The organism is Novosphingobium sp. APW14 (assembly GCF_032337075.1).
In the GTDB taxonomy this organism is placed as follows: domain Bacteria; phylum Pseudomonadota; class Alphaproteobacteria; order Sphingomonadales; family Sphingomonadaceae; genus Novosphingobium.
This window is the reverse complement of record NZ_JAVYAB010000003.1, coordinates 37,221-51,449: the sequence shown is the minus strand read 5'-3', so window position 1 is coordinate 51,449 and position 14,229 is coordinate 37,221. Positions and strand designations below refer to the sequence as shown.

General features: G+C 62.6%; 16 protein-coding genes. 5 read left to right on the top strand and 11 right to left on the bottom strand.

Annotated elements, in window-relative coordinates; translation table 11 throughout:
- Positions 1-76 precede the first annotated feature (76 nt).
- From rpsF to RQP55_RS04800, 4 genes are all read left to right on the top strand, one after another.
- Positions 77-439, top strand: a complete 363-nt coding sequence (gene rpsF / locus RQP55_RS04815) for a 30S ribosomal protein S6 (protein ID WP_315609057.1) — start codon at positions 77-79, stop codon at positions 437-439.
- A 3-nt stretch (positions 440-442) separates the two neighbouring features.
- Positions 443-667, top strand: a complete 225-nt coding sequence (gene rpsR, locus RQP55_RS04810; protein WP_315609056.1) for a 30S ribosomal protein S18 — start codon at positions 443-445, stop codon at positions 665-667.
- Between the two features lie 13 nt (positions 668-680).
- Positions 681-1,298, top strand: a complete 618-nt coding sequence (gene rplI, locus RQP55_RS04805; RefSeq protein ID WP_315609055.1) for a 50S ribosomal protein L9 — start codon at positions 681-683, stop codon at positions 1,296-1,298.
- Positions 1,299-1,417: 119 nt separating this feature from the next.
- On the top strand, positions 1,418-2,851 hold the full coding sequence (locus RQP55_RS04800) for an AMP nucleosidase (protein ID WP_315609054.1): 1,434 nt from the start codon (positions 1,418-1,420) through the stop codon (positions 2,849-2,851).
- A 3-nt stretch (positions 2,852-2,854) separates the two neighbouring features.
- On the opposite strand, the gene RQP55_RS04795 is transcribed toward RQP55_RS04800, so the two are convergent.
- The 8 genes from RQP55_RS04795 to trmD form a co-directional block, all read right to left on the bottom strand.
- Positions 2,855-3,334, bottom strand: a complete 480-nt coding sequence (locus tag RQP55_RS04795) for a nuclear transport factor 2 family protein (RefSeq protein ID WP_315609053.1) — start codon at positions 3,332-3,334, stop codon at positions 2,855-2,857.
- Positions 3,335-3,448: 114 nt separating this feature from the next.
- Positions 3,449-5,260, bottom strand: coding sequence for a M2 family metallopeptidase (locus RQP55_RS04790; RefSeq protein ID WP_315609052.1), 1,812 nt, complete (start codon positions 5,258-5,260; stop codon positions 3,449-3,451).
- 98 nt (positions 5,261-5,358) lie between these two features.
- On the bottom strand, positions 5,359-6,099 hold the full coding sequence (locus tag RQP55_RS04785; protein ID WP_315609051.1) for an alpha/beta fold hydrolase: 741 nt from the start codon (positions 6,097-6,099) through the stop codon (positions 5,359-5,361).
- 12 nt (positions 6,100-6,111) lie between these two features.
- Positions 6,112-7,137 (bottom strand): aspartate-semialdehyde dehydrogenase, encoded by a 1,026-nt coding sequence (locus RQP55_RS04780; RefSeq protein ID WP_315609050.1) that lies wholly within the window; start codon positions 7,135-7,137, stop codon positions 6,112-6,114.
- Positions 7,138-7,166: 29 nt separating this feature from the next.
- Complete coding sequence (locus RQP55_RS04775) at positions 7,167-8,525, bottom strand: putative 2OG-Fe(II) oxygenase (protein ID WP_315609049.1); 1,359 nt, start codon at positions 8,523-8,525, stop codon at positions 7,167-7,169.
- Entirely contained in the window at positions 8,522-10,768 is a 2,247-nt protein-coding gene (locus RQP55_RS04770) for a DPP IV N-terminal domain-containing protein (RefSeq protein ID WP_410000266.1), read from the bottom strand. The genes RQP55_RS04775 and RQP55_RS04770 overlap by 4 nt, the downstream gene beginning before the upstream one ends.
- 95 nt (positions 10,769-10,863) lie before the next feature.
- Positions 10,864-11,235 (bottom strand): 50S ribosomal protein L19, encoded by a 372-nt coding sequence (rplS, locus tag RQP55_RS04765; RefSeq protein ID WP_315609047.1) that lies wholly within the window; start codon positions 11,233-11,235, stop codon positions 10,864-10,866.
- A gap of 5 nt (positions 11,236-11,240) precedes the next feature.
- Positions 11,241-11,978 (bottom strand): tRNA (guanosine(37)-N1)-methyltransferase TrmD, encoded by a 738-nt coding sequence (gene trmD / locus RQP55_RS04760; RefSeq protein WP_315609046.1) that lies wholly within the window; start codon positions 11,976-11,978, stop codon positions 11,241-11,243.
- Between the two features lie 80 nt (positions 11,979-12,058).
- Between trmD and RQP55_RS04755 the strand changes: the two genes are divergently transcribed.
- Entirely contained in the window at positions 12,059-12,910 is an 852-nt protein-coding gene (locus RQP55_RS04755; RefSeq protein WP_315609045.1) for a hypothetical protein, read from the top strand.
- On the opposite strand, the gene RQP55_RS04750 is transcribed toward RQP55_RS04755, so the two are convergent.
- From RQP55_RS04750 to rpsP, 3 genes are read right to left on the bottom strand one after another with little or no spacing between them, the layout of a single operon-like run.
- Positions 12,907-13,203 carry a hypothetical protein gene (locus RQP55_RS04750; RefSeq protein ID WP_315609044.1) on the bottom strand — a complete coding sequence of 99 codons (297 nt, stop codon included), beginning with the start codon at positions 13,201-13,203 and terminating at the stop codon, positions 12,907-12,909. The two genes, RQP55_RS04755 and RQP55_RS04750, sit on opposite strands and share 4 nt — an antisense overlap.
- Before the next feature lie 9 nt (positions 13,204-13,212).
- Positions 13,213-13,704 carry a ribosome maturation factor RimM gene (gene rimM, locus RQP55_RS04745; RefSeq protein WP_410000265.1) on the bottom strand — a complete coding sequence of 164 codons (492 nt, stop codon included), beginning with the start codon at positions 13,702-13,704 and terminating at the stop codon, positions 13,213-13,215.
- A gap of 6 nt (positions 13,705-13,710) precedes the next feature.
- Entirely contained in the window at positions 13,711-14,211 is a 501-nt protein-coding gene (gene rpsP, locus RQP55_RS04740) for a 30S ribosomal protein S16 (protein ID WP_315609043.1), read from the bottom strand.
- Between the last annotated feature and the right edge of the window lie 18 nt (positions 14,212-14,229).

Below are 14,229 nucleotides of genomic sequence, written 5' to 3'. Positions count from 1 at the left end.
GGGAACCAAGAAAGCCGGAGGGGCCCCGCAATCCCGCGGATCGCCAGCGATCGGTTAGATAGATGAAAGGCATGACATGCCGCTCTACGAGCATGTTTTCCTGGCTCGCCAGGATCTGAGCCAGGCGCAGGTTGATGCGCTGGCCGCCGCCGCCACGGAAATCGTCGAAGCCCACCAGGGCAAGGTCACCAAGACCGAAACCTGGGGCCTCAAGAACCTGGCCTACAAGATCAAGCGCAACCGCAAGGCGCACTTCGTGCTGCTGAACATCGAAGCGCCCGCCGGCACCGTTGCCGAGCTGGAGCGTCAGACCGCGATCAACGAAGACGTGATCCGCTGGCTGACCGTTCGCGTTGACGAGCTGGAAGCCGGCCCGTCGGTGCAGATGCGCAAGCAGGACCGTGAGCGCAGCAAGCGCCGCGAACGCGAGGAGTTCTAAGAGATGGCCCGCGCATTTTTCCGCCGCCGCAAGTCGTGCCCGTTCTCGGGCAAGAACGCCCCCGCGATCGACTACAAGGACACGCGCCTTCTTCAGACCTACATGTCTGAGCGTGGCAAGATCGTGCCAAGCCGCATCACCGCCGTTTCTGCCAAGAAGCAGCGCGAACTGGGCCAGGCCATCAAGCGTGCCCGTCACCTGGGCCTGCTGCCCTACCTCGTGAAGTAAGGGGAGAGAGACCATGGAAATCATCCTCCTCGAACGCATCGAGAAGCTGGGCACCATCGGCGATGTCGTGACCGTCAAGGACGGCTACGCTCGCAACTATCTGTTGCCCAACAAGAAGGCGCTCCGCGCCAACGAAGCCAACCGCAAGGTTTTCGAAGCCAACCGTTCGAAGATCGAAGCCGACAACGCCGCGCGCCGCACTGAAGCCCAGGGCCACGCCGGTAACGTCGAAGGCAAGTCGGTCATCCTGATTCGCGCCTCGTCGAACTCGGGCCAGCTTTATGGTTCGGTTTCGGTGCGTGACATCGTTGATGCGCTGAACGCCGATGGCGCCGACGTGTCGAAGTCGATGATCGTGCTGGAACGCCCGATCAAGACCATCGGCGTGTTCGACGTCAAGGTTTCGCTGCACCCGGAAGTATCGGTGACGGTCAAGGTGAACGTTGCGCGTTCGCCCGACGAAGCTGACCAGCAGGCCAAGGGCGTCGATGTTATCGCTGCCATGTTCGAAGACGAAGCCGCTGCTGCTGCCGCGACCGACTTCGAAGCTGGTAACGGCGAAGAACCGGAAGCCGAGGCTGAAGCCCCGGCCGCTGCTCCGGAAGCTGCCGATGAGGGCGAAGAAGCCTAAGGCTTCAACGCTTTCGCAACACGATCAAGGGGGTGCTTCGGCGCCCCCTTTTTCGTTTCAGATCAGGTTTCAACCGCAACGTAATTGAAATGTCATCGCGATCTGTCTAAAGGCCCGCGATGCTAAACCTAGAAAAGACCATCGCGGAATTGGTCCGCGTTTACGACGAAGCCATCGCCACCCTGCGTTCCGACATCGCGAATTTCGCCGCCAACGGAACCCTTCCCCCCGCCGAACGCCGTGTGGCGCGCGCCTGGTGCTATCCCGAACTGCGAATTGCCTACGCCGGTGCCGAAACGCGCCCCGATTTGGCCCGTGCCTTTGGCAGGCTGGCCCATCCCGGCAATTTCGTCACCACTGTCACTCGCCCCGCCCTGTTCGCCGATTACCTGGCTGAACAGTTGACGTTACTGGCCGATGACTATGACATCGAGGTCACCGTCGGCCGGTCGACGCAAGAGATCCCATTTCCTTACGTAATCGATGCCAGCTCTGGCCTTGGCGGGCTTAGCCCGCAGGATATGGCGCGCCACTTCCCCTCTACCGAACTGGCAATGATCGGCGACGAGCTGGCCGACGGGATCGAAATCAACGATCCTGACGGCAACCTGCCGCTGGCACTGTTCGATGGCCTGCGGACCGATTTTAGCCTGGCCCGTCTGGCGCATTATACCGGCACCCCGATAGAGGATTTCCAGCGATTCATACTGTTCACCAATTACCACCGCTATGTTGACGAGTTCGTAGACTGGGCGGGCACGCAGCTGGGCAAGGATGAGTATGTGCGACTGTCCGGTGCCGGTGGACTGCTGGTCGAACAGGCTGTGCCAAACGCCCGGGACCGCTTGTCAGACACCGCCTGGCGGCGCCACCAGATGCCGGCTTATCACCTTGTCCGCGAGGACAAGATGGGCATCACGTTGGTCAACATCGGGGTCGGCCCGTCCAACGCCAAGACGATCTGCGACCATCTGGCCGTGCTGCGCCCCGAAGCCTGGCTGATGATCGGCCACTGCGGCGGCCTGCGCGATACCCAGCGGATCGGTGACTATGTGCTGGCCCACGCCTACCTGCGGGATGACCATGTGCTGGACTGCGTGCTGCCGCCCGAAATTCCGATCCCGGCAATTGCCGAAGTACAGATCGCCCTTGCGCAGGCCGCCGAGCAAGTCAGCGGCGATACCGGTGCCAACCTGAAAAAACGGATGCGCACCGGCACTGTCGCCACGACCGATGATCGCAATTGGGAACTGCGCTATACCCAGTCTGCCCGCCGCCTCAGCCAGAGCCGCGCAATCGGGATCGATATGGAAAGCGCCACGATCGCAGCACAAGGCTATCGCTTCCGCGTGCCATACGGGACCCTGCTCTGCGTCTCGGACAAGCCGCTCCATGGCGAGATCAAGCTCCCGGGGCAGGCCAACCGCTTCTATGAGGAAGCGATTGCAGCCCATCTGCTGATTGGCACTACGGCCTGCGATCTGCTGCGCGCCGAAGGTGATAAGCTTCATTCACGCAAGCTGCGCGCCTTCAAGGAACCGCCGTTCCGTTAAGGCTCAGGCTGGCTTGTCGGAACTCCAGCCATCAACAGCGACGCGCCACTGGCCGTCCTTGCCCTTGCGGAAGATGTTGATGCCCTTGCCCACGTCCGTCGTGACGGCACCGGTCTTCCGGTCGGTGTCGATCGACTTGTAGGTATAGCGTTCAAAAGCCCAGTCGCCGCTGACCGTGAAGCCGTGCGAGGTTTTTTCCCATTTGGTCTGGTAGGCCGAGAAATAGCCGGCCACCCATTCACCAACGGCGGCCTTGCCGATCAGTTCCGGAGCGCCCTGGGCCTGGAAGACGACATCATCCGTCAAGACGGCCTTGAGCTTTTCGGGATCGTTGCTGTTGATTGCCGCGACATAACCGCCATGGGCAGCGGCTTCGACCGCGGCAACATCGACGGCGGCCGACGTACTTGCGCCGCCCGAGCACCCCGAAATCAACAGCACGCCGAGCGCGGCGGCAAGTGGCTTTGATTTTTGCATGGTCATCCCCCCGTAAAATCGATCCGGAGACTGGCATGCAAGTGAGCAGCTTACAATGCGTGTCAACACGGACACGCCAGAGGCGTGGGGCATGTCCAAAGCCATGCCCCACGACCAGGCTTACCAGCCGGACTTCATGCCCTTGTTCTGCTGGTCGAGCCACTTCTTCAGTGGCGCGAAGTAGGCCATCATCGCCTTGCCGCTCATTTCGCGAGTGCCGGTGAAGGCCTGGAGTGCATCGGGCCAGGGCTTCGATGCGCCCATTTCGAGCATGGCGTTCAACTTCTTGCCTACTTCCTTGTTGCCATAGAAGCTGCAGCGGTGGAGCGGTCCCTTCCAGCCGGCTGCCTTGCAGGCCGCTTCGTAGAACTGGAACTGCAGGATCCGAGCCAGGAAGTAACGGGTGTATGGCACCACCGCCGGCACGTGGTACTTGGCCCCAGCGTCAAAGGCGTCGGCCCCGCGCGGGCTCGGCGGAACGATGCCTTGGTACTTCAGGCGCAAGTCGGTCCAGGCCTGCTGATAGCCTTCGGGCTTCACCTGGCCCGAGAAGATCTGCCAGCGGTACCGGTCAACCAACAAACCGAACGGCAGGAACGCCACCTTGTCCATCGCCTGGCGCAGCAGCAAGCCGGTGTCCTTGTCTGCCGAAGGGACCTTGCTGCGATCAAGCAGGCCGATCTGCACCAGGTATTCGGGCGTCATCGACAGCGCGATGGCATCGCCGATCGCTTCGTGGAAGCCGTCGTTGGCTCCATCGAGATAAAGCGGCGCCTGCTTGTTGTAGGCGCGCTGATAATAGTTGTGGCCCAACTCGTGGTGGATCGTGGTGAAATCATCGCCATTCACCTTGATGCACATCTTGATGCGCAGGTCCTCGACATTGTCGATGTCCCAGGCCGAAGCGTGGCAGACCACTTCGCGGTCCTGAGGCTTCACGAACTGCGAGCGTTCCCAGAAGGTCTTGGGCAGCGGCGCAAAGCCAAGCGATGAGAAGAACCCTTCGCCCGCCTTGACCATCTTGATCGGGTCGTAGTTCTTTTCCTTGAGCAGTTCGGTAACGTCATAGCCGACATCGCCAGCGCCCGCCGGGGCGACGATGTCATAGATGTTGCCCCATTCCTGGGCCCACATGTTGCCCAGCAGGTCGGCGCGGATCGGGCCGGTCTTGGCCTGAACGGCGTCGCCATACTTGGCGTTGAGCTTGCCGCGGACATAGGTGTGAAGGCTATCATAAAGTGGCTTCACTTCCTGCCACAGCTTCTCGGTCAGCGCGGCGAATTCTTCCGGGCTCATGTCATAGTTGGAACGCCACTGCGCACCGACATCGGCAAAGCCCAAGCCCTGCGCCCCTTCGTTGCCCAGCGCGACCAACTGCGCATAATCGTCCTTCATCGGCTTGCCGACATTGTCATGCCAGCTGGTCCACATTTCTTTCAGCTCATCGGGATTGCGGCTGGTGCCCATCCGCTCTTCAATGTCGCTGCCGTTGATTGGCTGACCATTGAGCGTGCCCTTGCCCTTGCCATAAATGCCCTGCATCCGGGCCTTGATTGTGGCCATTTCCTGAGCAGCGCCATCGCGGGCCGGCGCGGGGAGCGTGATCGCGGTGCGCATGCGGTCAAGCTTGCGGTCGGTATCATAGGACAGGTTCGGCGTCTGGGCATACTTCGCGGCGACCAGTGCATTCTTGACCATCATGGTCGTGATCGCCGCATCGGCGCGGGCGGTCAGCGCCTCGGTGTCCTGATTGATATAGGTCTCATAGACCCAGCCGGCCTGGCCAGCCTCGATCACGGCCTGGTTGAAGTCCTTCTCTGCCTTCGCGACAAAGGCGTCAGCCTCTGCCTGCGGGGTCTTGGCATCCTGCGCCAGGGCCGGCGAGGCCACCAGCGCAGTAGCCAGCGCAGCGAGCGAAACGATCCTCTTCATGGAGCTTATCCTCATCAAAAAATCCACGACCCGCAGGTCGTTGCCCATCACGCTGGCGGGGCATGCAGCCGCGGTCAAGAACCGATCGGCAAATGGCTTCACACCAGCAGAAAATCCCGGATAGCCTCACCCAGTTCCGGCTTGGTAACGCAACTCATGTGGGTGCCGGGAACGGTGACCAGCGTCGCATTGGGTAGCGCGTCGGCCAACAAGTCGGGGGAGCCATTGTCGCGGTCCTGATCCCCGTTCACCACCAGTGTCGGCATGGTCAGTGCCGCCAGTGCTGCCGGATCAGTATCGCTGAAGGTTTGCAGCAGCAGTCGGGCCGCCACGCGGTCTACCTTCATCGTCTTCATGAACGAAACGGCTGGGAAGGCCGGATCGCCATGCTTGACCTGTTCAAAGCGGTCTATCGCATCGGTGAAATAGGCCGCGCGGCCTGTCCAGCCAGCAAGGCCCTCCAGCCCCATCCCGCCCAGCGCCAGCTTGCGGGGCTTCAGGCCATGGATCACCGCACGGACCGAAGTTCGCGCGCCAAGCGAGAAACCAACCAGGTCAAAATCGGTCAGCCCCAGCGCCGCGACCAGGGCAATTGCATCGCGCGCCAGAACATCGGGGGGATAGGCAGCAGGGTCATGCGGCTTGCCGCTTTCGCCATGAGCGCGCAGGTCCGGCATCAGACATTCGAAACCGGCATCGGCCAGCAATTGGGCCTGCCCCCAGTTCATCCAATTCATCTGCGCGCTGGAAAACAGGCCATGGAGCAGGATCACCGGCCGCCCCGCACCGATCCGGTGCAGCGCCAGCGGCGTTCCATCAAATGACTGAATAACTTCCACGAATCGTAAACCTCAACCTTTCTTGAGGTATCGGCGCCCGAGCAGCTCAGCGATCTGGACGGCATTGAGCGCCGCACCTTTTCGCAGGTTGTCCGAAACGCACCACAGCGACAGGCCATTGTCGACGGTCGAGTCCTCGCGCACGCGGGAGACGAACGTGGCACCATCGCCAACGCACTCAACGGGCGTGACGTATCCGCCGTCTTCACGCTTGTCGATCAGCATCACGCCGGGCGCTTCGCGCAGCAGGTCCTGCGCTTGCTCGGCGCTGATCTCGTCCTGGAACTCAAGGTTGATTGCCTCGGAATGGCCGACGAAAACCGGCACGCGCACGCAGGTAGCCGTCACCTTGATTTTGGGATCGAGGATCTTCTTGGTTTCGACCACCATCTTCCATTCTTCCTTGGTCGAACCATCATCCAGGAAGCTGTCAATGTGCGGAATCACGTTGAAGGCGATCTGCTTGGTGAACTTGACCGGCTCGCTGCTGTCACCGACAAAGATGTTGCGGCTCTGCTCGAACAGTTCGTCCATGCCCTGCTTGCCGGCGCCGGAGACTGACTGATAGGTCGCCACGACCACCCGCTTGATCTTTGCCGCATCGTGCAGCGGCTTCAGCGCGACAACCATCTGCGCAGTCGAGCAATTGGGATTGGCGATGATCATCTTGGCCTTGTAGCCATCGATCGCTTCTGGGTTCACTTCGGGCACGATCAGCGGCACGTCCGGATCCATCCGGTAGTACGAGCTGTTGTCGATCACAACGCAGCCCGCGGCGGCGGCCTTCGGCGCATAGGTTTTTGCCGCATCCGAACCAGCGGAAAACAGGGCAATGTCCCAGCCCGAAAAATCGAAGTGTTCGATATTGCGGACCTTGAGCATCTTGCCAGTCTCGCCAAACTCGATCTCGTCCCCGGTTGAGCGCGACGAGGCCAAGGCGGCCAGTTCCTCGATCGGGAACTCGCGCTCGGCCAAAACGTTGAGCATCTCGCGGCCGACATTGCCCGTCGCGCCGACCACTGCCACCCGGTAACCCATGCCAATCTCCTGTAATATGGTCGCTGCGGCTAAACCTGCTGGCCGCTGTTGTCCACCGGCAGCGCATCAAAGGCTACGGTCACTCGCGGTGCTGCGCTCTCGAACGGGGTGGTCCCATGCCACAGATAGGATGGGAACAGCACCAGGTGCCCCTCTTGCGGCTGCACCACCCGGCGCGGAGCCAGGTCCAGCCCCAGCGCGGCATCGGGCACGCCAAAGGCCAGGGCGCCCTGCCCTTCACCTGCGGCCACTTCCGGCGGCAGGCTGGCGTAATAGGCGCTGCTGAGCCACCCTGCGGGGTGGATGTGGCTGATGTGATAGCCTGAAGCTGCCAGACGCACCGACCACGAGGTTGGAAAGCCAACTTGCCCGGTAAGGCGCCCAAGGAAGGGATGCGCCGGATCGGGACGGAGCGATGCCAGTCGCTGCTCGATCGCTGCCTTGCAGGCGCGCGCCAGGCCGCCGATCACCGGATCATCCGCCTCGAACAGGTTGCCGCGCGTCTGGGTGCCGCCACGCAGCGATTGGTCCGCCGGATGGGCGGCAAGCTGGTGCCGCGCCTCCAGCCCGCCCAGCAGCCGCGGATCTAGCCCAAGGTCAATCGGCATGACTAGGTTTTCATAATCGCACAGCCAGTGCTCGCGCTCGTCATCAAGCAGGCGCCAGGCGATGCCCAGCAGCGCCCAGCTCGACTGGTCCTTGGGCAGCAACCGCGCCGCCGTCTCGGCGGCCCCGGCCGCACCGGCAGGGTCACCCTTGCGCAGCAGGATGTGCGCGCGGATCGTGTGACCAGGAGGATAGGTCGGTTCCTGCTCCAGCGCCGCGTCGATCCGGGCCAGTGCTTCGTCGTCGCGGCCCAACGCAGACAGCGCATTGGCAACGAAGGCAGAGATCATCGTGTCGGTGCCAAATCGTACCTCGGCCTCTGCGGCAAGGTCCAACAGCGGCTCCCATTGATGATGCCCACGCGCGATCGACATGGCTTCCACCCACAACGCGCCCGCCTGCGGGGCACGCAGCAGCGCCTCGCGCAAACTGTCCAGGGCCTCTTCCCCGCGCCCAAGCTGCGGGAGCAGGCTGGCCATGGTGCTGTGCGCTTCGACCAGTTCGGGCTTAATCCGCACCGCTTCGCGATAGGCCTCCAGCGCCTCATCAAAGCGGCCGGCATCGGCCAGCAAGTGCCCGCGCATCGTTGCCGTCTCGGCCAGCTTCAACCCTTCGCCCCAGGTGCGCTCAATCTGGACCAGCGCCTCGTCTAGCCGGCCGCACTTGCGCAGTTCGACTGCCAGATTGTGCCGTGCGATCCGGTCAGTCGGATTGCTTGTCAGCTGCTGCTGCAGCGCCGCGACCTGCGCGGGCGAACCGGTGGGGCCGATGCCAAAGGTCATGGCTTTACTCCGTGGCGTTCAAGGAAGACGAAGATCGAGTTCCACAGGTGGGGGCCCACCTTCGGCCCGCCAACGCGGTGGGTGTAACCGGGATAGAGCATCATTTCGAACGGCACGACCTCGCCCTGCATTTTTGCGATCAGGGCTGAGGAATTCTCAAACACCACGTTGTCGTCGGCCATGCCGTGGATCAGCAGCAGCGGATCCTTGATCCTGGCCGTATCAGCCATGGCATTGGCCCTGGCATAGGCGGCGGCATCAGCCTTAGGATCGCCCATATAGCGTTCGGTATAATGGGTGTCATAAAGTTCCCACTTTGTCACTGGCGCACCGGCAATCCCGGCTGCATAGACCCCCGGATTGGCCTGCAGCATCTTAAGCGTCATGTAGCCGCCATAAGACCAGCCATAGGTCGCGATCTTCGCGCCGTCGACGAAGGGCAGCGACTTCAGGTACTCCGCTCCGGCCAACTGGTCAGCCACCTCTACACTGCCCATGGCGCGGAAGATTTGCTTGGCGAACTTGACCCCACGATTGTCCGAGCCGCGATTGTCGATCTCGAACCAGATATAGCCCTTGTCGACCACCGCCTGGGCCAGCGGGCTGCCCCAGTCACGCAGCACCTGCTGGTTGCTGGGCCCGCCATAGTGCGAGAAGAACACCGGATAGCGCTTGCCCGGCACCAACGGCGGCGTGATCATGTTCCAGTGCAGCACAGTGCCATCGGCCACCTTGATCGTCCCGAATTCAACCGGGCGGTGGCTGGCCAGATAGGGCGTATAAGGGTGCTTCGCATCCAGCTTGTTCTCTTCCACCCAGGCGATCCGCTTGCCGCTCTGATCGGCCAGGTAGACCTGTGGTGGCTGGCCCACAGATGAGCGCGAGATCAGCAACGACTTGCCCGAACGATCCATGCTGGCACTGTTGTGAAAGGCCAGCTCAGTGAGGCGGTGGACCTCGCCCGAACGCTTCAGGTCAATCGCATAGACCTGGTGCGCCAGCGGATCGTCCTTGGTCCCCGTGAAGAACACCTTGCCAGATGTTTCGTCCACGCCAACCAGCGCAGTGACCACCCAATCACCCTTGGTCAATTGCTGCCACTTGCCCTGTTTGAAGTGCCAGAGGTGGCCGAAACCATCCCGCTGCGACCACCACACCAGGCTGCCGTCCTTAAGGAAGCGGTAGCTGTGCGACAGGTCGATCCAGTGGCCCTTGGCTGCCGTTTCAGTGAACAGCACCCGGCTCTTGCCGGTGGCGGGATCGACGGCAAGCATATCAAGTTTGGCCTGGCCGCGATCCTCGCGCTGAACATACAGCGTCTTGCCATCGGGCGCCCAGTCGACGCGGGCCAGATAGATGTCCTTGTCCGGCCCCAGCTCAACTTCAACCCGCTGGCTGCCATCGGGCTTCTGCACGAAAAGCGAGACAAAGGCGTTGGGCGTACCCGCCAGCGGATAACGCTGAGCATAGGTCTTGGTCCCCTCCGCCCCGATCGCGGCGCGGGTGACCACGGCGACGGGCGCTTCGTCAAACCGCTGCACGGCCACTCGGCTGTCATCGGGCGACCACCAATAGCCAGTGTGGCGGTCCATTTCTTCCTGCGCGACGAATTCCGCCTCGCCCCACGAGACAGTCTCCGCTTGCTCCTGCGGGGTCACCGGCTGGGCCGCTTCACCAACCTTGCCGGTCCAAAGCCGTCGCCCGCGAACGAAGGATACATAAGCGCCTTTAGGGCTCAGCGCGGGGTTAAGCTCGTCCTCCGAGGTGTCCGAAAGCCGCTGCACCGAACCATCCAGCCGGGCGAGAAACAGGTCGCCATCAAGCGGGACCAGGATCGCCTGGCTGTCTGCCGCCCATTCATAGCTGACAATGCCCTTCAGATCACCGATCCGCTGCCGCTCGCGCTGCATCTTCTCGGCCTCGGAAAGGTCCTTGCCCGAACCAAGCTTAAGCGAATCGACCAACATGGCCCACTTGCCGGTCGTGCGATCAAAGCCCCACAGGTCATAGCGCTCGCGATCGTCCGGGCGGCCCCGCAGCAGGGTCAGCCAGCGGCCATCGGGCGAAAGCTTCACACCGCGCGGCACGGCACCAGACAGGCCCGGGCTGGCGAAGACGCGTTCAATGGTCAGCGGCTGGGCAGCGGTCACGGTGCTCTCCGGAGAAGTCTGGGCAAGGAGCGGGTGGGCGGGGGTGAGCGCGATCACGGCGCAGGCAGCAAGCAATCGGGAAGTGGGCGACACAGGAAACTCACGCAACGAAAAGGGCGCCCCGGTCTCCCGGGACGCCCCTCTCTAAACAGCTTTGCTGGCAGCGCCAGAGCCTAGCGCAGGTGCGCTTACTCGGCGTCGCTGCGCACGTCGCGACGCTCGGCAATACGAGCGCGCTTGCCGGTGCGGCCGCGCAGATAGTAAAGCTTCGCACGACGCACCACGCCCTTGCGGACAACGGTGATGCTGTCGAGCGTGGGCGAGTAGAGCGGGAACACACGCTCAACGCCTTCGCCAAAGCTCATCTTGCGGACGGTGAAGTTGCTGCCGATGCCCTTGTTGGCACGGGCGATGCAAACGCCTTCAAAAGCCTGCACACGGCTGCGTTCGCCTTCGATCACCTTCACGCCAACGCGCACGGTGTCACCGGGGCGGAACTCCGGAATATCCTTGGCGGCCTTGGCAATTTCCTCGGCCTCGATCTGCTGGATCAGATTCATGATCCTCAGTCCTTCTTTTCACGCCGCGCGCCAGAGGCAGACAGGACCCGAGCGCCCTCATGACGCTCCCAAAGATCCGGCCTGCGTGACCGTGTATCGATCTCGGACTGCAGCTTGCGCCAGTCCTTGATCTTCGCATGATCCCCCGATCGCAGCACTTCAGGGATCGTGCGCCCTTCCCACTCAGCAGGTCGGGTATAGTGAGGATATTCCAATAAACCGTTCTCGAACGATTCTTCGGACCCACTGGAAGGGGCGCCCATTACGCCGGGAAGCAGCCGAATGCAAGCGTCCAACAGCATCAGCGCTGCAGGTTCACCGCCCGAGAGGACGATATCGCCGATCGACACATCCTCAACCTGGCGCCCTGCGAAAATCCGCTCGTCAAAGCCCTCAAACCGGCCGCAAAGAACCGTCACACCCGGCCCTGCCGCCAGCTCGCGCACGCGGGCCTGGGTCAGCGGCTTGCCGCGTGGGGTCATGGCGATGACTGGGCAATCGGGCTGGCTGGCACGGGCATGGTCAATCGCGGCAGCCAGCACGTCTACCCTTAGCACCATTCCGGCGCCGCCGCCGGCCGGGGTGTCATCCACGGTCTTGTGCTTGTCGATCGCGAAATGGCGGATCTGGACCGTCTCCAGCGACCACTTGCCCTCTTCCCGCGCGCGACCTGCCAGGCTGACGCCCAGCGGCCCCGGGAACATCTCAGGGTAAAGGGTCAGGACTGTGGCGGCAAAGGTCATCGCCCGGGCCTTTTCCAGATCGCCCGCAACTTGGCAATTGAACTCTTGCCTGCGCGGACCGGGCAGGGAACAGTGGCGCCATGAAAAGACTGCTTGCTCTGCCCTTGCTGTTTCTTGCTACGCCAGCCCCTGCCGAGGAGATCGGCGAATGCCGCTTCAGCCGCGAAACGCTGACCTTTGCCGGCACCAAGGTGGAACAGGCCACGTGCCTGTTGCGGAAGATCGAGCTGCTCGCCGTGCGCAAACCGCAGCCGCTGCCACGCGTGATCCGCTCCCTGATGGAGCGCAAGGACGGCCCCGAGCCTGAGCAGCAGGCCGTCGCAATCGCCGCCTTTCCCGAGCCCTATCGCGCTTATGCCCAGCAGTGGTCAGCCGCACCGCTGTCGCGCACAGATGAAGGGCTGCCGGCACTCTATTTCGTGATCCACGATACTTCGACCCCGTTCTACGCCTACGAGCCCTTCCCCAAGCGGCTTAACCTGGACCTCAAGGTCAATGACTTTACCCCCTACATGGACCAGACCTTCGCGCATGAACCGGTGGCGCACATCTTCCTGAACCGGGTTGGGCAGGTCTGGGCGGGGCACGATTTCCAGGAAGGCTGGCGGGCAACCAAGCTGGAAAGCCGCGTTGTCGGCCCGCGCGCGCGGGGGCGGATGGTCCATATCGAAACGGTCCAGCCGCGCCGCTTCCTGCCCGGCGCAACCAGCCGCGGGCAAACCTATGGTCCCAAGCCAGGCTTTACCAAGGAGCAATACAGGATGCTCGCAGCGCTTTACGTCTATGCCAGCGCGCGGGCCGGCTACTGGCTCATCCCTGCGCAGCACAACACGATCGATGCGGGCATTCCCGATGCCCACGACGATCCGCAAAACTTCGAGCTGAAGCGTTTTGCCAAGGAACTGGAAAAGCTGGTGGGCAAACCGCGCTAGGCGACAAAGTCGTTTCGGGTGGTCCGGATCGCGACCGGCAAGCCGATCAGCAAGGCGATTAGCAGCCCCAGGGCCAGCAGAGCGATGACCGGAATAATGCCATAAGGCATACCGCGCCGCAGCATCGCGACCAGCGGCAGCAAGACCGGGATAGCGCCCGCGGTAGCTGCCGAAATCAGGATGCGCCGCTTCCGCCCGCTATCGGGGTTGAGGACCCGCATCCCGCTGCAGATGCCCCAGGCCAGCCCGGCCGGCAACAGCACCATCACGATCAGTCCGAGCAGGATGCCCATAATCGCAGTCTAATCTTCCGCGAACGCCGCCGTGATCACGATCCGGGCTTCATCCCATTCAGGCACGGCTTCGATCCGCATCGGCACCATGAAGCGCTTGCCAGTGGGGCGCTTGATCTCGATCACATCGCCGGCGCCAAAGTTCTCGACCGCGATAACTTCGCCCAGGGCCGTTCCATCGCTGGAAACAGCCGGAAGGCCAAGCAGATCGGCATGGTAGTATTCACCCGCTTCCAGCGGCGGCAGGGCCGAACGCGGGACCGTCAGCACGGTGCCGCGCAGTGCTTCGGCCGCATTGCGGTCGGTTACTTCGGCAAAGCGGGCAATCGCCCCGCCCTTGCCGTCATCGCGCAGCTTGGAAACGGTCAAGCTTGAATCGTTGAAGGCGCGGAACCGCTTGAGCGATTCCACGCCTTCACCAAACAGCTTGAGGCGAACTTCGCCCGTCACCCCGTGCGCGCCGGCGATGGCGGCGAGAGTGACAGGCTTGTCCCCGGCCAAGATGGCTTAGCCCTCAGCCTGCTCTTCGCTGGCTTCAGCGGCCGGAGCTTCCTCGGCAGCAGCTTCTTCGGCGGCAGGCGCTTCAGCAGCAGCTTCTTCGGCGGCCGGAGCTTCGACCACTTCTTCAACCGCCGGAGCGGCGGCAGCAGCGGCAGCAGCCTCTTCAGCTTCACGGGCCTTTTCGGCCTTTTCCTCGGCGCGGTCCTTGGCCTTCTGACCCGGCTCAGCCTTCTTCGGGTTGTTCGTCGGCGCGCGCTCCTTGATGCCGGCCTTGTCGAGCAGGCGGGCAACGCGGTCGGTCGGCTGGGCGCCAACGCCGATCCAGTACTTCACGCGATCTTCGACCAGGCGAACGCGGTTAGCATCGTCCTTGGCGAGCAGCGGGTTGTAGGTGCCGACCTGCTCAAGGAACTTGCCGTCGCGCGGGGCGCGGCTGTTGGCGACGACGATCTTGTAGTACGGGCGCTTCTTCGAGCCACCACGCGAAAGACGAAGAGAAACAGACATTTGAACTACCTTTCAAAC